The sequence below is a fragment of the Flavobacterium sp. GW821-FHT12A05 genome, assembly GCF_058807735.1.
Map to the genome: position 1 here is coordinate 143,986 of NZ_JBXAQY010000005.1, position 17,765 is coordinate 161,750.

Genomic DNA, 17,765 nt, shown 5'->3' on the forward strand with positions numbered 1-17,765 from the left:
AGTATTAGTTTTTAGAGTATACTAAATGCTGAAAATCAGGATCAATTAAGTTTAATTTACTTAAATGTTCTTCTGAATAAAGTTCACAGTTTTGTAAAAGTTCTTCTTTCTCCTTATATGGTAAAGCTAATTCAGTACCAATTGCCTGAAACCATCCTTCTTTATATTGATGATGATAATGAAGATATTCTTTTACAGGAAAAACAAAGCCGTCGATTTTAGACTGAAGTTCAGAGATTTTTCCGTTTATAGTGACAATCTGCTGTTTAAAATCATTTATTTTATTTAAATATTCTGATTTAAGTTTTTCAAGGTTTAGTAAGTTCTCTTTTTTGCCTCTAATGAATGCTCGTATTTTATCTATGTTTTCAAATTCTTTCATTACAAAATCAAATACAAGTCCCCAGATAATATAAACTACAAAACCCGCAAATATAATCATCCAGAATTCTGGTTCTCCAAGAGCAATGTTGAGATTATATGGTGAAGATTCTGTTGTTTTGTTGAATTCATATATCTTTTTCTCAATTATATAGGCCAAAAGCGAATCGAATAGAAATGTAATGGCAAAAAGTGAAATCAGCCTAAAGATATTTTTAAGTCCTTTTCCTTTTTGAACCATGTGAATAACATAACCTAATCCCATAAAAACGAATGGAATGGTGGTAACTAAAACACCTTCGAGCCAGCTCGCCTTAAAAGCGTTTGTAAAAGCATCGGCATCAAAAATGGCAGCAGTTAAACTATCATTTGAAAACTCTTTGAAAAAAGCAGAATAAGATGCCGAAATGTAAAAAACTAAAACATACAGCGTTATTGGCAGTAAAAGAACCAGACCAATATAAAATTGTGCTTTTAAGCCTTTCCCTTCTTCAATTCCGTATTTGTCAGGGTTGCGTTTTACTTCGATAATCTCGTTTTTAATTTGGTTGATATTATCATTAAGGTCCTGTTCCTTTTTTTCATAAATACCAATTGCGGCTTCAGATTTTTTAAGTTCGGTTCTGTTTTTCTCCTGTTCTTCGCGATAAGGCTGTTTTAATCTGTCTTGTTCCATTTTTTGTTTTCGGCATTGATCTTCAAAACTCATGTATAGATTTTGAAGGCAGGCTTTTAAAACAATTGGTTTTCCGGTTGCTTTTACAGATGCAGCAAATCCGCTTTGATAATATGTAATTCTAATTTGTTCTCTATCTTCTTCGTTTTCCTCAATGATTTTTAAAGAAGAATCATCAGATTTTTTTAAACTAAATAATTGTGTAAGTGGTTTCATAACTTAAGGGTTTAGTTGACTAATAATTTCTTCCTTTTGAATGTTTTTCTGAACGCAGTCAATGAGATAATCAGATAAATCATTGATGTTTTCTTCAATAAAATCAAACTTTCTACAGTACTTTCTAAGCATATTCAACTCATCATCTGTAACTTTTTCATCGGCCCAGATAATTCGGGTAAGATCATACAGATATTCGATTTTTGTAGTTAAATTATCAGGAACGATTAAATCTGTGTTTACAGGATTTAGAAAAAGTTTATCAAGTTCTTCTTTAGGGATTCCTCTTTCATCCGCAAAATGATACAACATTTGAAGTTCTAATACATCAAATCGATCATCGGATAATGCCATTTGATACAATCTTAAAAAATGGCTTTTTAATTCTAGTGTTATCATAGTTTTATAATTACTTATTTTATTCACATACTTTGCCATCACCATCGGCATCTAAGTTTTTATAACAAGCTTTATTACTGTCATAAGCCGCTTGTGCTTCTGCTCGACTTTTAAAATCACCACAAGTTTTAGTTGGACAATTTGAGCTTGATCCTGAGCTTGAATTTGATCCTGAGCTTGAATTCAAATCATTCTCAGCAGAATCGGTTGAATCTGAACAAGACATAGCAAATGCAATAATTGTTAGAAGTGAGAGTAGTAGTGTTGTGAATTTTTTGTGTTTCATGATTAGTATTATTTTAGATTATAAATTAAAAATGTAAGAAGTCCAGTAAATACAAATAGCACGAGGCATCCACTGTTTTGATACCTGACTCCTGGTAAACCGGTTTTTGTAGAATAACCGTTTTTGCTAAATGTTCCCATTTTGGTCCTTAAACTTGGAGAAATCCCAGATTTGCTGATATTCAATCCAAGTCCGCCTCCAAGCCTAATTCTTTTTTGAAATCGAAAGCCCATAATTTTTTGGTTTTAGTTAATTAAAGTTTTTTAGTTTAGAAACTTCTATTGACTTTTCCCTTTGTTATGTCAATCGAAGTCGAGGGATTTTATTTCCTTTTTTTGTAGTGATTCTTGGTAGTTGAATTTTTATATTTTCCTCCTTTATGAGAACTGCCTTTACCTCCTTTGTAATGACCACTTTGGGCTTCAATACTTCCCCCAAGAACCAGGAAGAATAAACTGCATAAAACGACTAATTTTTTCATGATTTTAATTTTTAAATGGTTTAATAATCCAAAAGTAGAACCAAACAAAGCGAGCATATTACGGAAAACCATAATCCCTGAATTTTTAATTTTAAGCAATAAAAAAAGCCCCCGAAGGAGCTTTAAAAAGTATATTGATCAGGAATTAAATAATCCCCATGTCTTTAGTAATAGAAACTAAATGTATCGTGTTGTTTGCTTTAAAAAAATCTTTGAGTTTAGACAATCTTTTTTCTACAGCACTTTTGCTGTTAGGTTTGATATCTGAAGTTTTAAAAATTTCGATTATTTCGTCTTGCGAAGTTCCGGCCGATAAATATTTAAGAATTTTAATGTCGACATCGTCAATTTCGTAATTGTTTTTTTCCTGTAATGCTGAAGCAACCTCAGGAGAAATAAATTTCTGATCTGATTTTGAAATAAGATGGATTGCTTTTTTTAATTCTTCGATACTGTTTCTGCTCTTTAAGACAAAAGCATCAATTTCAGCATTATCAAAAAGTGATTTGATACGAGGGTTTTTATCCTCGATAGAGTAGGCGATGATTTTAATATCGGGTTGTATTTCTCGAACTTTTTGAATTAACTCATCACCGTTACTAATTTTTATTTCACGATGATCTTTCTTAAATGAAAGATCACTAATTAATAAATCGTATGGTTCATTATCCTGAATTGCTTTTCGTATTTTTAGAAAAGCATCATCACAATATTTTGCGTGTTGAAAATCGACAATGTTGAGGTCTTTTAAAGTTTGTTCGACTGCTAAATTAAATTCTTCAAAATCCTCGGCAATAATTACTTTTTTAAACATAAACTCTTATTTAGGCATTGTTATTTTGACTTTAAAACCTTTATCGGGTTCAGTGTCAAAAGTAATAGTTCCTTTTATGGCCAGAATACGGTTTTCCATATTTTGTAAACCATTTTTTATAATTTTATTTTTTTCAGCACCTTTTCCGTTATCGGTATAATCGATAAATACTGTTTTTCCGCTGCTTTCAAATTTTACAACAACCAATGATGCCTCACTGTGTTTTTTCATATTTACCATTAATTCCTGCAAAACCCTGTGAATGGTAACTTTTTTAAACTCATCAATTAAATCCCAGTTTACTTTTTCGATACTATTAATAATAACATTGGTATTCTTACTATTATAGGTAGAAAGCATTTCTTTTAAATTGACTGCGAAATTTGCTTTGGTATCGATATCATTATTCTCTCTCGAAATACCACGTACGCGAGTATAAATATGATCCAGTTTTTGAATTAAAGTTTCTTTTGTGTTTTCAATTTCTAAAGGCTGAGTCTGGGTAAAAGTAAGAGTGTTAAAAACATCATTTGCGAGTTCGTCGTGAATATCTTTCGCAATTCTGGTTTCGGTGTCGTAGGCCGTTTTTATTTTTTCGATTCGGTTTCTGTTTTGGTAAAACTTTCTTAGATAAAGTAATAAAAAGAAAAGCGATGCGATCCCAATTATAAAAAATATCCTTTGGTATTTTGCTTCCTGAAGTGATAATAAATTCTCGGCTTTTTCTAAACGAAGTTTCTGGTTTTCGTCTTTTTCTTTTTTAGAATCGTATTTAATTTTGGCGAATTTATTTTTAAAGTTGTTTCGAACGCTGATAATACTGTCGTTAATCGAAATGTACTTTTGAGCATATTTTGTACCGGAACCATTAGATATTAAAAAAGACAATGCTTTTAAACGCTCATCAACACTATTTAATTGAGTTGCTGTTTCATAAGCTTTTTGCGCAAATTGATTTGATTTCTGGATATCGGTTTTAGCATAAAACTCAGCTAAATGCAAATAACTGCCAATACTTCCATAAGTGTCATTAGCTTCTATTCTTATTTTTAAACCTTCGTTAAGGAACTGATAACCTTTATCAGTTAACCCTTTTTTAAAATAAGCAAAGCCAAGATTATCGATAACTCTGGATTTGCTTTTTATAAATTCATCAAATGCTTTTGTTTTTAAAATAGATTCTAAAATTTCAATTGCTTTATCGTATTTTTTCTGTTTAATATAAATAACGGCAATATTATTTAAAGGAGATTGTTTAGATGCTTCGTCTTTAGCATCTTTTACAGCTTGGTTGTAGTAAAATATAGCATCATGATAAAGCGAAAGTTCTTTATCTGCAATACCAAAAAGATTGTTGACAGCAACGATATAATTATTATCATTTTTAATATAAGGAAATGCTTCGGTCAAGGTTTCTTTGCTGCCATAATAATCGCCATTTACTTGCTGTATGCTGGCCATTTGAATAGAGCTGAAAACTATATTCGAACTGTCTTTTAAAGCTTCAAATATTAATTTTGATTTATTAAAAAGATAAAAAGCGCTGTTATAATTACTTTTTTGAAGTTCATTCAATGCCTTTTCTTGCAGAAGTTTAGCCTCTTTTTTCGAATTATCAGGCTTTACAGATACAGTAGTTTCCTCTTTACAGGAAGTAAAGAAGAGCATAGTAAGTACAAATAAAAACGGGGATCGCAGCATAAATGTTACTTTCCCCGAAATTACTAATTATTAGTAATCAATTGAATATTATAATTCAATTATTATTTTTTTGGCGGTTTTACGTTAACCGGATCATCATCAGGTCCTGGTTCTGTGGTGGCCTGCCCATCATTTGTTGGAATTACTTTTTTTATTTCAGTTTTTTTCGCTTCTGTTTCTAATTCGTCTGCAGTGCAAGAAAATAAAGTAGTTGACAATAGGACACACGCTCCCAATAGATATAATGTTTTCATTTTTTTTAAATTTAAATGTTGAAGACTGGCGCCGCTTTCCGGAGGTTGTCCGGATCATCGTTTTTTAAAAGCATTACCAAATTTTGTTTGGGAAGTGAAGTGCGTAGAACTATAAAACTTTATTTATACTTCCCGGATAAAGTCCGCTTTACGGTTTTCCGCACTTTTAATTGAACTAGTTTTGTATTTTTGTTTTAATCGCGATATCGAATAAGAACTAATTCTGAAGCAAAGGAACAACGCTTATACCGCAGTGTTTATAAGGAATTCTGGGAATTCCTGCAATGTTGAAACATTCTTGAAGATTCCGAGAAATTCCTAAAAATTCCTGAAGCGTATGCCAAACTTTACTATTGAAGATTATAAAGAAGCTATCATAGCTAAATATGAAAAGGACATAAATAATCCAGTTTCTGATGGACCAATTTCACTTGGTCAAGCTTATCTAAGAGATTTTTGCTGGGAAAAATTTGAAGGAGGTTTGAGTCAGAATGATTTGAAGGTTTTTGCTTCCTTTTTTGGATTTGAATTTGATCCCGTTAGAAGAAATTTATTTAGAGATCATACAGATAGATTTAGGCCTATTGGAACTTTTTTAAGGAGACAGACAGATTTAACAAGCAGGGATGCAGTTAACCTTACTGCTATTTTGGTTGATTTTCAGCATAGACCTTTTAGAAAATTTCAAGAAAAAGGAATTATCAATTATTTACAACATCCGGAAGATGCTGTAATTACTGAAACGCTTGTTAAAAAAAATGAAGATGCTGATGAGGTTAAAGAAGAAGATAACGATAGACATGAAGAGATTAATTCTGTAGAAGAATCTCCTGCTGATAATTTAATAGAAGAAAATCAAATTAAAGGTTTTGCAGATATAAAACCAGATTTGAATAAAACACAAGAAAGTGAGAAATTGGAACAGGTAGAAGTTATGACTATTGTTTCAAGACCACCAGAGGGAAATCTACCTTCAAGTACCAAAAAGAAATTTGTAGAAATATTTTATAAAAGATTAAAACGAACTGTTATTGCAGCAATACTTATTTTTTGTTTAGTAGGTGCTGTCGTTTATTTCGCTTTTTTTCAAAAACATTGTATGCAATGGTCAGAAGATCATTATGAAGTTGTGGATTGTACTGCTAATGAAGATGAGGTAGTTTTAAATGAAATAATTCCGCTGGATAAAGACCTTTTAGGTTTTAAAAAATTAAAAGCCTGCGATACAACTATCTGTTTTATGAAAAGTGGTGACGCTTTTGTATGGTATGCAAAGACAGCAAACGGAATTGATTTTTTTAACGATAATGGCAATGGAAAACATCCGGAAACTAAAGGAGCGTTAAGACCTGTAAGCCATTACATTTTTAATAAATACCTAAAAGGGAAGCCATGTGAGTAAAATGCGATTTATGTAATATATTCCTTAAATCATGAAATATTTTGTAAGTATATCCTTTTAATTTAGCATTATTAAATTAAATCAATAAAAAACAAATCAACATGAAAAGTAGAAACATATTATTCGTATTAGCCTTAAGTCTGGGAATGTTTGCAACGTCTTGCAGCAGTGATGATAATGAAGGAGAAACAATTGTACCTATTCAAGGTAAATATAACCTTAGCCAAACAGGAACTATTATTGACGGAAAAGAAGTCTTAATTGATGCTCCGGAAAATGCAAGTGGATGCAGCAGAGATTATTTAGATCTAAGATTGAGTAACGCAGCGGTTATAGGTGATTATAGTGGTGATAATTGTGCCTTAGTAGAAACTACAGGTACTTACGTAAGATCTCATAATGATTTAACGCTTACTATTGGTGCTTTAAGTACAACAAGTGATATCATGAACTTGACTAATAAAGAGTTGAAAATCAAAAATAAGGTAACGGGTGTAATTACAGTTTATACAAGGTAATTAGATTGCATTATTAAATAAAAAACGGAAATAACTTTTAAAGTCATTTCCGTTTTTTTATGTTTTTTATTTTAAGACTATTCCAGCGGAATGTAAATATCAAAAGAAGCACCTTCGTTTTGTTCGCCTTTTGCCGTTATAAATCCGTTATGGTTTTCTACAATTTTTTTTACGATCGCAAGACCAATTCCGGTTCCGTTGTATTGATCTCTTCCATGTAAACGCTGGAAAACATCAAAAATCTTTTTGCTGTATTGCGGTTCAAAACCAATTCCGTTATCTAGAATATTAATATGACAATAAATCTTTTCTTTGGCTAAAGCCTTTTCGTGAAATTTAGAAGCTTTGCCAATTTCGCTTTTAATTTTTATTATGGCCGGAACATTAGGTTTCGAAAACTTAAGCGAATTGCTGATCAAATTATACAACAATTGTCTGAATTGAAACGGAATAATACTTACATCGTCTACTTCGTTACTTTCAATAACGCCATTTTTTTGTTCCAGTTCTTCTTTAAGATCTTCTTTTACTTCGTCGATAATTTTAGAAAGATTCGTTTTTTCGAATTTTCTTTCCTGAATATTGGTTCTCGAATACGAAAGCAAATCATTAATTAAAGTCTGCATTCGCTGTGCCGCTTTCTGCATTCTTTGAAATTTGTCTTTTCCGGAATCAGATAAATTTTCGAATTCCTTATCAATAATCTGCGAGGCAAAAGTTTGAATTTTACGCAGTGGTTCCTGCAAATCATGACTCGAAATGTAAGCAAAAGACTGAAGCTCCTTGTTCATGTGTTCCAGTTCAGCATTTTTTTGTTCGAGTTCTAAGGCATTCAATTTAATTTTATCGTCGGCTCTTTTTTTCTCAGTTAAATCGTGGGTTACTTTCGAAAACCCAATAACATCATTGTTTTTATTATGAACAGCCGTAATTACAACGCTTGCCCAAAATAAACTTCCGTTTTTGCGCACGCGCCATCCTTGTTGTACTGCGCGTCCTTTTTCTCTGGCTAATTGAAGCAGCCTGTTTGGAAGATTACTTTCCTGATCTTCCGGTCTATAAAAAACACCAAAATATTTCCCGGTTATTTCTTCTGCTTTATAACCTTTAATTTTTTCGGCTCCAATGTTCCAGTTTTCGATTATCCCGTCTCGGTTTAAATACAAAATGGCATAATCCTGAACTTCTTCGACCATTAAATGATAACGTTCTTCGCTTTTTTTAAGCGATTCGTACATCTGGCTCAATTCTCTGGTTCTTGCTGTAACTTGTTGTTCGAGCTCGTGCGTAAAAGCTTTCTCGGTATGAATATCCGTAAAAGCACCAACCCATTTTATGATTTTATTATCAGCATCAAAAACAGGTTCACCAATTACGGCATGCCATCTGTAACTGCCGTCTTTTCTTAAAACCCTGACATCAGATCTAAAAACATTTCCTGTTGTCAGACTATGAGCCCAGATTTTGGTATTTTCTTCAAAATCTTCAGGATGAATCATGGCTTTCCATTCGGCTTCGCCGGCAGGTTTAATTCCGGTATATTCGGCCCATTTTCCTGAGGCAAATAAAGCATTTCCTTTTTCGTCGGTTTCCCAGATTAACTGCGGAATACTTTCTGTGAGCGAACGAAAACGCTGTTCGCTTTCTTCAATTTTTTTTCTGGCTTCAACCTTTTCGGTTACATCAATTATAGTGGCTCTGATTCCAGAAATGGTATTATCTGTTTCGTAAATTGGAGCGTATTCAAAATCGATATAGAATAAATTGTCTCTGTTTTTATTTTTAATAAGGATAGGAGATTCTATTTCGGAATGTTCTTTTCCGGTGGTATAAACCTCTTTTAAAATTTCGCCATATTTTTGAGTAAGAAGTTCCGGGAAAATATCGAATAGTTTTTTGCCCTGAACTTCACTTTCTTTTCTTTTCCAGATATTTTTGAGCAAAGCAACGTTGGCAATTTCTATTACCATATCGCTTCCTTTTAAAATTACTTTTGGAACTGGAGACTGCATGATTAAATTGCGGAATCTTTTTTCGCTTTGTTCTAATTCTTGCTGATGATTTTTTTCGCTTGTAATATCGCGAATTGTTCCAATTAATTTCTCCGGATTGTGATTTTTATCATAGAAAACTTTTCCTTTTCCTTCAATCCAGTGGATGCTTTTGTCCGGCCATATTGTTCTGGCTTCATAATGAAGAAAACCGGTTCGAAGCGCATCTTTAAAAGCCTTGTTTCTAACCGTCATATCATCCGGATGCAAATGTTGCAGCAACTGTTCGTGCGACAGCATTATTTCATCTTTGTAGCCGCCTAAAATTTCAAGATATCGTTTTGAATAACGAGGTTCCCGGGTTTTTGCATTTAGTTCCCAGGTTCCCAGTTCGCTGGCTTCTACAATTATTTTTAGTCTTTCTTCGTTTTGTTCGATCTTTTTTCGAACTTCAACTTTTTCGCTTACTTCGGTTACGGTAACGATGATTCCTGTTATTTCTCCGTTTTCTTCTCTTAACGGATGATAAAGAAAATCGAAATACGATATTTCCTGTTTTCCGTATCTTTTTAATGGTACCGGAAGTTCATTTCCGTGATAGGGAATTCCGGTTTTTAAAACATTTTTTAATAACGAATCGACTGTTTCTCGAACTTCCGGAAGAGATTCAAATAAAGGTTTTCCAACAAAAGTACTTTCTTCTCTGTCTACTAATTTTAAATACGCTTCATTTGCCGATTCTACAATGTAATTCGGCCCTCGAAGAATGGTAATTCCAAGCGGCGCCTGCCTTACCGTATCTCTGAAGCGTTTGTTGGCAATTTCTATTTTTTTGGAAGCCAGATGTAAATCGGTTACTTCGGCTGCAGTGTTCATTACTGCATATACATGACCATTTCGGTCAAATAAAGGGGTAAAACTATAATTGAAATAAAAGGTTTCGAGTTTATTATTTATGGTAATATCAATTCGCGCATTTTTATTATGAAACGATTTTCCGGTTTTAAAAACACTCAAAACCTGATCAAAAACGGACTGACTATTAAGTTCCGGCAGAATTTCTTTGTATGATTTTCCAATTACATCATTTCCTTTTCCCCACACTTTTATAATAGATTCGTTAGCGAGTTCAATTCTCATTTCTTCGCCCACATAAACGCCAATAGGAAAAGGAGCATTATCGACCAGCTGTCTTATTTTTTGCTCGCTGTCTTTTAGTTTTTCCCTTGCTTCAACCTGATCTGTAACTTCAATGGCAATGGCAACAACGCCAGAAATGCTTCCGTTACATTCGGTTAAAGCTTCATATATAAAATTGACATAGGTATTCTCTGTTTTTCCATTCCGCGAAAGCTGCACTAAACGCTCATTGGCAATAAATTTTTTTCCGGTTGTATAAACATTTTGAATCAGTTCTTCCAACCCTTGATCTTTAATTTCGGGCAGGACATCAAAAATAGATTTGTTAAGTACTTTTTCTGTGCTTGTTCCCCAGAGCTGCATCATTTTTTCGTTGGCAATTTCTACAACATGGTCTTTTCCTCTAAAAACACACATTGCCAATGGTGCCTGCATAATGTTGTTTTTAAAACGTTCGCTATTTTCTCTTAAAATATCGGTTGCTTTTTTCTTTGCAGTAGTTTCGATTACCGTTACCAAAACGCCGCCAACTTCACCGTTTTCTATTTTTATGGGAGAATAAGAAAAATCAAAATAAGAGGTTTCTACAGTTCCATTTTTGTTTAAAGGAATTACGAAATCAGGAAAACTAATTGATTTTCCCTGCATAACCTCTTCAAACATGGGACTTGTAATATTCCAGATTTCTCCAAATGTTTCCTGCGGAGAGTTTCCTAAAGCATCAGGATGTTTATCCGGGCCAAGAATTTTTCGGAAAGCATCGTTGTATAATTGTGTAAAATCTTTTCCCCAGGCAATATACATTCCAAAAGGATTATGGAGAATTACCGAAGTTAAAGTACGTAAAGTTTGAGGCCAGTTTTCAGGATCACCAATAGGCGTTTTACTCCAATCTTTGGAACGTATTAATTCGCCCATTTCTCCGCCATCGGCTAGAAAATAATGTTCCTTATTTGCATGGCTCATTAAAGATAATTTAGGGTTGAATTATAAAATGCGGTCTCGCGGGCTGTTTAAAATTATTTTTGGATGCTGCAATAAGTGCATTTTCAATAACCGATTTTAGTTTAGAAAAATCACCGGGTTTGCGAATATAATTTGTTGCACCTTTCTCGTACATAACATCAACAATTTCACTGTCAAGAGAAGTCGAAAAAATAATGATTGGGAAATCTTTTAATTTCTCAATTTGTTTGATTTCTGTAAGGCATTCAGAGCCATTTTTTCTTGGCATATTTAAATCTAGAAAAAGTACGTCAGGCAGTTCATTTCCAGATTTATCGGCCAAAAATTCCATTAGCTGTACTCCGTCATTTACAGTTACAAGAGTAGTTGCAAGCGATAATTCATCTAAAGCTTCTTCAAAAAAAGAGCAGTCATCGTCGTCATCGTCAGCAAGTAAAATGTTGTAAATCTGTTTGTTCATTCAGTTTAAAGTATTTTGGATTTTTCTATTTTAGTTTAAAAAATTAATTGTTTTTTGCTAAGGTAAAATTATTTCTGCAGCGCAATTAATTAAATACCTATAAAATTAACTTATTTAATTGGAAATTTATAACGATTACTTACGAATAATTTTATTTGAAGGTTTTTTGTAAGTAAAAATTTTCAATTTTAAAACCAGATTCAAATAGTGTCAATTTGAGTAAAATGTGATACAATTTTCTAATACTTTTTTCGTTTTTATAGAATACTGCACCTCTTCGCAGGAACAAAAAATCCCTTGTTTTATTACTGTTTACACACCAAAAACTGTATAAACATTCTACAAAGTGTAAAATTATTACACACATCATTCGTATGCTGTTTTTCGTAAAGCGCTTAAAGTCAGTTTAAAACCTAAATGGCACAACGCTTGCAAATTGGGAACATGTCACTCTTTAAATTTTAGTGTTTACTTAAATAATTACACAAGAGAAGAACACAAAAAATAAAAGCCAATTAGTAGAATTAATATAGCAAACAAGACATGGAAAGCGAAACAATCATCTCGAAACAATTTTACGCAGGCAGCAATATCAGCAGCAGCGACGTAAAAGTAAGCCCGTCTATTTTTAACATAAACAATAACACATCAAAAAAACTTATCGAAAGACCAAAAAGTCTATTTGGTTTTACGGTTCTTGCAGGAACATTTTTATTACTGCTTGCAGGAGCATTTTTCGTTTTTCAATTTCAGCCTGATTTTGATCAGCTTCATTTAGAGCGATTAAACTCTACAGGCGGCATTATATTTCTTGCCATAACAGTAGCATTGTTTCTTTTTAAAGGAGGTATGTTTCTGTACAATTTATTCCTTTATTTCAAATACAAACCAATCGAATCAGTATCTGACGAATTACTGCCAACTTGTACCGTAATTGTACCAGCTTACAACGAAGGAAAATTAGTTTATGAAACTTTAATGAGTTTGGCCGAAAGTGATTTCCCGGCACATAAATTAGAGCTTTTAGCAATCGATGATGGTAGTAAAGATGATACTTGGTACTGGATTCAACAGGCAAAAATTAAATTAGGCGATAGAGTTTCCATTTTTCAACAGCCACAAAACAAAGGAAAACGTCACGCATTATACCGTGGATTTAACTTAGGTAAAGGAGAAATTTTTGTAACGGTTGACAGTGATTCAATTGTAAAAAAAGACACTTTAAGAAACTTAGTAAGTCCGTTTATTGTCGATGAAAAATGTGGTGCCGTTGCCGGAAATGTTCAGGTTTTGAACAACGAAAAAGCAATCTTGCCAAAAATGTTAAACGTAAGTTTTGTAATGAGTTTTGAATTCATGCGTTCTGCCGAAAGTTCATTAGGTTCTGTACTTTGTACGCCGGGAGCTTTAGCAGCTTACAGAAGAAACGCTGTTTTTGCCTGTCTGCCAGAATGGATCGACCAGACTTTTATGGGGCAGCCGTCTGATATTGGTGAAGACCGTGCCATGACAAATATGATTTTAAAACAAGGACACCACGTATTGTTTCAACGTAATGCTTATGTTTTAACAAACGTTCCCGAAGATTATAAAGGTTTATATAAAATGTTTATTAGATGGGGAAGAAGTAATGTTCGTGAAAACATTATGATGGCACAATATGTTTGGAAAGATTTTAGAAAAGAATCTAAAGTTGGAGCAAGATTATTGTTTACAGAGCAGTCTTTAAGAATCATCATGACGTATCCGTTCTTTATTTTTATGTTCTATTTTATAGCAACACACCCATTATTATTTATCAGCTCTGCGCTTTTAGGAATATTAATTGTATCAAGCTTTTCGGTTTTATTTTATGCGAAAAGATATTCATTTACAGAAGCTTTCTGGGCCTATTCTTATAGTGTTTTCTACACTTTCGGATTGTTTTGGATCGCGCCGTATTCTATCATTACAGCACATAAAAGAGGCTGGCTGACAAGAGGTTAAAATTCTGCAACTACTATTTATATTTAATCCTGAAAAACTCCTGTACCACTAAGCAGGAGTTTTTTTATGCATTGTTTAGAATGGAGATTAAATTTTCTCTAATTCCGGTTTTTAAATCAATAACTTCAAATCTTTTAGTCGAAGAAAAAGAACCTACATCACTATCGCTGTTAATTAAAATAGCACCCACAACAATAACATATTTGCAATTGTAACTTGTAGAAGCAATAAGATCCTGAATGCGTTTATCGATGGCTTCATAAATAACTTCTGTAGCTTCGTATAACGGAATTTCGGCACTTAAAATTTTCTCTTTTTGATTGTAAAGGATTTGTTCAATTATATTCATTTGATAATCCAGTTCCGTAATATTATTGGGCTGAATAACATTGTGGATTAATTTATTCAAAGCACCCATTGCAGCACCGCAGCAAAGCGAATTGTTATTTTGTCCATGACGATTTATTTCTCCAATTTTGCCTTCTTTAGAAATGCCAATATGAGGACCATAGTAAATAAAAACAGCGCCATCATCCGGAACATGACTGGCAAATGCTGCCATGCCGCTTAATCCCGTAAACGGAAAACCATCTAAGCCGCCCATTTTAAAAGGTCCTAAAAACTCAAGAGCTCTTGCCGGATATTGAATGCTGTTTACATCATCGCTGCAAATGCTGTCGGCCAGTATAATCTGCGAAGGTTCTAAGTCTAATTTATCTTCTACATAATCAATAATTTTATTGATATAGTCAATGGTAGTTAAAGCATTAGGATAGAGTTTTCGTATAAGCTCTAGTTTTTCTCTTTTTTTCATTTATTAAAATTTAAAAAACGTAAAAGGGGGTGTTTTAAAGTAAAATTAGTTTTTTTCATTATACCTCTTTTCTTAAATATGATTTTTTATAAAAACTTCATTTTGCAAAGATGATTAAAAATATAAACTATAATTTAAAAATACAGAAAAGGAGTACAGAAAGCGTGATTTGTGAAAACAAATAAATAGACTTCTTCTTTAATTTTGTTTCTGGTTTTAAAAGAGAAACCATCTAAAGAATGAAACGTTTAATATACATCGTAACTTGTTTCTTAACATTGGTACTTTTTGCAAATGCAGAAAGCAAGTCTGCGATTTCTATTAAAAGCGTACAGCATCAGTTTCTAAATCAAAATGTATCAGGATCTAAAAATTACATTGCAGCAGATTTTGTTGATTTAAGTGATGACTTATTTTCTGAAGATATAGACGAAAGCGATCATGGTAAAAATGGTGTAGACTATTTTGCCGTTCTAAACTTTATCGATACCGCTTCATTTCTTTTTAATAACCCATCTTATAAAGCTGCAACATGTGCAAATGGTTCTCGTCATACAGCACATACGCAGGATATTCCTCTTTACATCTTATTTCATTCCATGATTATTCCTTCGTGAATTAAATCTGGAATTTACCTATTTACTTCTTAAGGAATTTTTCAATTCAGACGAGATAGCTGTCTTGTTATTGAATCCCTTTAAATCTTATAGTCCATTATTTTTTCAGCATACAATACATGTTGAGGGTGGATTTCTATTCTAAAAATTGTTGAACATTTTAAACTTAAACACTATGCATCTTACACCAAGAGAAAGTGAAAAATTGCTATTGCATCTCGCAGGAGAATTAGCAGCCAAAAGAAAAGCACGCGGACTAAAACTTAATTATCCTGAAACTATTGCTTACATAAGCAGCCATTTGCTGGAAGCAGCACGTGACGGAAAATCAGTAGCAGAACTAATGAATTATGGCGCATCGCTGCTTACCAGAGAAGACGTTATGGAAGGAATTGCAGAGATGATACACGATGTTCAAATTGAAGCAACATTTCCTGACGGTACTAAATTAGTTACGGTTCACAGTCCAATTCGTTAAACCTAAAAGTATTAATTATGATTCCCGGAGAATATTTTATCAGTAAAGGAGACATTGAATGTAATGTTGACCGTAAAACAGTAAAAGTAAAAGTAACCAATACGGCAGACCGACCAGTACAAGTGGGATCTCACTGCCATTTTTTTGAAATCAACCGCATGATGAGTTTCGATCGCACCAAAGCTTTCGGGATGAGGCTTAACATTGCTGCAGGAACAGCGGTTCGTTTTGAACCGGGCGAAGAAAAAGAGGTAGAGCTGGTTGCGTTTAGCGGCGCAAGACGTGCCTTTGGTATCAATAATTTAGTAAATGGAGATACTACGCTCGAAATTAACAAACAACACAGTTTGGCAAAACTGAAATCAGAAAACTTTAAAAACAAATAATCATGAGCCTGAAAATAAATAAGCTGAAATATGCCAGCATGTATGGCCCTACAACAGGAGATAAAGTTAGACTAGCCGATACAGATGTAATTATTGAGATAGAAAAAGATTTTACCGTTTATGGTGATGAAAATAAATTTGGGGGCGGTAAAACCATTCGTGATGGTATGGCGCAATCGAGCACTGCTACCAGAGATCAAGGTGTTTTAGATTTGGTTATTACCAATGTTACCATTATTGATCACTGGGGAATTGTAAAAGCTGATATTGGGATAAAAGACGGAAAAATCGTTGGTATTGGTAAAGCAGGAAATCCTGATACAATGGATGGAGTAGATCCAAACATGATTATTGGAGCAAGTACCGAAGCTCACGGAGGCGAAAACCTGATTGCAACTGCCGGAGGAATCGATACACATATTCACTTTATCAGTCCGCAGCAAATTGAAACGGCTTTGTACAGTGGTGTAACTACCATGATTGGTGGTGGAACAGGTCCTGCCGATGGTACAAACGCAACGACAATTACTCCCGGAAAATGGTATATGGAAAAAATGCTGCAAGCCGCAGAAGCATTTCCTATGAACCTTGGATTTTTTGGTAAAGGAAACTGTTCTACAGAAGCTCCTTTAGACGAGCAGATCGAAGCAGGAGCTTTAGGATTAAAAATCCACGAAGACTGGGGAGCGTCTCCGGCTGTAATTGATGCTGCTTTAAAAGTAGCTGATAAATATGATGTTCAGGTAGCAATTCACACCGATACACTTAACGAAGCAGGTTTCCTTGAAGATACGATGAATGCGATTAACGGTCGTGTAATTCATACTTTCCATACAGAAGGAGCAGGTGGAGGTCACGCTCCGGATATTATCAAAGCGGCAATGTATCCAAACGTATTGCCGGCATCTACAAATCCTACTCGTCCTTACACGGTTAATACAATCGATGAGCATTTAGATATGTTGATGGTTTGTCATCACTTGAGTAAAAATATTCCTGAAGACGTTTCATTTGCAGATTCTCGTATTCGTCCGGAAACAATTGCTGCCGAAGATATTCTGCATGATATGGGTGTATTCAGCATCATGAGTTCAGATTCTCAGGCAATGGGACGTGTGGGCGAAGTAATTACCCGTACTTGGCAGACTGCCGATAAAATGAGAAAACAACGCGGCGATTTAGCAGAAGATGAAGGAAGTGGAAATGATAATTTCCGTGCAAAACGTTATGTGGCTAAATATACCATCAATCCAGCAATTGCACATGGTATTTCTCAATATGTAGGATCTATTGAACCTGGAAAAATGGCCGATCTTGTTTTATGGAAACCAATGCTTTTTGGTACAAAACCAGAAATCATTATTAAAGGCGGAATGATAATCGCTGCCCGTATGGGAGATCCAAATGCTTCAATACCTACACCACAGCCGGTTCTTTATCGCAATATGTTTGGTGCTTTTGGTAAAGCATTATCTAAAACATGTGCAACGTTTGTTTCTCAGGCTTCTTTAAAAAACAATATTGTAGAAGAATATGGTTTAGAGAAAATGATTCTGCCTGTCGTAGGATGTAGAAACATTTCGAAAAAACATCTGATTCATAATGATAAAACACCAGAGATTACAGTAAATCCGGAAAATTATGAAGTACGTGTAGATGGTGTAAAAATCATTTGTGAACCGGCAACAGAACTGCCAATGGCACAACGTTATTTTTTATTCTAAAAGAGAAAGAAGTTCTTAAACTATAAATCAATAGAAACCGCTGCAGGTTTTTCCTGCAGCAGTTTCTTAAGTAAA

The 17,765-nt window shown here is 33.7% G+C and carries 18 protein-coding genes; 7 read left to right on the forward strand and 11 right to left on the reverse strand.

What is annotated here, in order from left to right; translation table 11 throughout:
* Window positions 1-4: 4 nt before the first annotated feature.
* The 8 genes from AC1RRQ_RS13025 to AC1RRQ_RS13060 all read right to left on the reverse strand — a co-directional run bounded on the left by AC1RRQ_RS13025 (window position 5) and on the right by AC1RRQ_RS13060 (window position 5,208).
* Window positions 5-1,273, reverse strand: coding sequence for an ABC transporter permease (locus AC1RRQ_RS13025; protein ID WP_493023466.1), 1,269 nt, complete (start codon window positions 1,271-1,273; stop codon window positions 5-7).
* 3 nt (window positions 1,274-1,276) lie between these two features.
* A complete protein-coding gene (locus tag AC1RRQ_RS13030; RefSeq protein WP_493023467.1) occupies window positions 1,277-1,672 on the reverse strand; it encodes a tellurite resistance TerB family protein in 396 nt (131 codons plus the stop codon).
* A gap of 19 nt (window positions 1,673-1,691) precedes the next feature.
* Window positions 1,692-1,958 (reverse strand): excalibur calcium-binding domain-containing protein, encoded by a 267-nt coding sequence (locus AC1RRQ_RS13035; protein ID WP_493023468.1) that lies wholly within the window; start codon window positions 1,956-1,958, stop codon window positions 1,692-1,694.
* Window positions 1,959-1,966: 8 nt separating this feature from the next.
* Window positions 1,967-2,191, reverse strand: coding sequence for a DUF4236 domain-containing protein (locus AC1RRQ_RS13040; RefSeq protein ID WP_493023469.1), 225 nt, complete (start codon window positions 2,189-2,191; stop codon window positions 1,967-1,969).
* An 89-nt stretch (window positions 2,192-2,280) separates the two neighbouring features.
* Window positions 2,281-2,439, reverse strand: a complete 159-nt coding sequence (locus AC1RRQ_RS13045; protein ID WP_493023470.1) for a hypothetical protein — start codon at window positions 2,437-2,439, stop codon at window positions 2,281-2,283.
* Between the two features lie 145 nt (window positions 2,440-2,584).
* Window positions 2,585-3,253 (reverse strand): response regulator, encoded by a 669-nt coding sequence (locus AC1RRQ_RS13050; protein WP_493023471.1) that lies wholly within the window; start codon window positions 3,251-3,253, stop codon window positions 2,585-2,587.
* 6 nt (window positions 3,254-3,259) lie between these two features.
* Window positions 3,260-4,921, reverse strand: coding sequence for a tetratricopeptide repeat-containing sensor histidine kinase (locus tag AC1RRQ_RS13055; RefSeq protein WP_493023472.1), 1,662 nt, complete (start codon window positions 4,919-4,921; stop codon window positions 3,260-3,262).
* Between the two features lie 95 nt (window positions 4,922-5,016).
* The gene (locus AC1RRQ_RS13060) at window positions 5,017-5,208 is read right to left on the reverse strand and encodes a hypothetical protein (protein ID WP_493023473.1); all 192 of its coding nucleotides are present in this window, start codon (window positions 5,206-5,208) and stop codon (window positions 5,017-5,019) included.
* A gap of 337 nt (window positions 5,209-5,545) precedes the next feature.
* On the opposite strand from AC1RRQ_RS13060, the gene AC1RRQ_RS13065 reads away from it, so the two are divergent.
* Window positions 5,546-6,610 carry a hypothetical protein gene (locus tag AC1RRQ_RS13065; protein WP_493023474.1) on the forward strand — a complete coding sequence of 355 codons (1,065 nt, stop codon included), beginning with the start codon at window positions 5,546-5,548 and terminating at the stop codon, window positions 6,608-6,610.
* Window positions 6,611-6,711: 101 nt separating this feature from the next.
* Window positions 6,712-7,128: a lipocalin family protein gene (locus AC1RRQ_RS13070; RefSeq protein ID WP_493023475.1), complete on the forward strand. Its 417-nt coding sequence runs from the start codon at window positions 6,712-6,714 to the stop codon at window positions 7,126-7,128.
* 77 nt (window positions 7,129-7,205) lie between these two features.
* On the opposite strand, the gene AC1RRQ_RS13075 is transcribed toward AC1RRQ_RS13070, so the two are convergent.
* Window positions 7,206-11,225, reverse strand: coding sequence for a PAS domain-containing sensor histidine kinase (locus AC1RRQ_RS13075; RefSeq protein ID WP_493023476.1), 4,020 nt, complete (start codon window positions 11,223-11,225; stop codon window positions 7,206-7,208).
* A gap of 10 nt (window positions 11,226-11,235) precedes the next feature.
* Complete coding sequence (locus AC1RRQ_RS13080; RefSeq protein ID WP_493023477.1) at window positions 11,236-11,685, reverse strand: response regulator; 450 nt, start codon at window positions 11,683-11,685, stop codon at window positions 11,236-11,238.
* A 543-nt stretch (window positions 11,686-12,228) separates the two neighbouring features.
* Here AC1RRQ_RS13080 and AC1RRQ_RS13085 point away from each other — a divergent pair.
* A complete protein-coding gene (locus AC1RRQ_RS13085) occupies window positions 12,229-13,671 on the forward strand; it encodes a glycosyltransferase family 2 protein (protein ID WP_493023478.1) in 1,443 nt (480 codons plus the stop codon).
* A gap of 64 nt (window positions 13,672-13,735) precedes the next feature.
* Here AC1RRQ_RS13085 and AC1RRQ_RS13090 read toward each other — a convergent pair whose 3' ends face one another.
* Window positions 13,736-14,485 (reverse strand): hypothetical protein, encoded by a 750-nt coding sequence (locus AC1RRQ_RS13090; RefSeq protein ID WP_493023479.1) that lies wholly within the window; start codon window positions 14,483-14,485, stop codon window positions 13,736-13,738.
* A 239-nt stretch (window positions 14,486-14,724) separates the two neighbouring features.
* Here AC1RRQ_RS13090 and AC1RRQ_RS13095 point away from each other — a divergent pair, with 239 nt between their 5' ends.
* The 4 genes from AC1RRQ_RS13095 (at window position 14,725) to ureC (ending at window position 17,690) form a co-directional block, all read left to right on the forward strand.
* Complete coding sequence (locus tag AC1RRQ_RS13095) at window positions 14,725-15,102, forward strand: hypothetical protein (RefSeq protein ID WP_493023480.1); 378 nt, start codon at window positions 14,725-14,727, stop codon at window positions 15,100-15,102.
* Window positions 15,103-15,277: 175 nt separating this feature from the next.
* A complete protein-coding gene (ureA, locus tag AC1RRQ_RS13100) occupies window positions 15,278-15,580 on the forward strand; it encodes an urease subunit gamma (RefSeq protein ID WP_493023481.1) in 303 nt (100 codons plus the stop codon).
* Window positions 15,581-15,597: 17 nt separating this feature from the next.
* Complete coding sequence (gene ureB / locus AC1RRQ_RS13105; RefSeq protein WP_493023482.1) at window positions 15,598-15,966, forward strand: urease subunit beta; 369 nt, start codon at window positions 15,598-15,600, stop codon at window positions 15,964-15,966.
* A gap of 2 nt (window positions 15,967-15,968) precedes the next feature.
* Window positions 15,969-17,690, forward strand: coding sequence for an urease subunit alpha (gene ureC, locus AC1RRQ_RS13110; RefSeq protein WP_493023483.1), 1,722 nt, complete (start codon window positions 15,969-15,971; stop codon window positions 17,688-17,690).
* The last annotated feature ends 75 nt before the right edge of the window (window positions 17,691-17,765 follow it).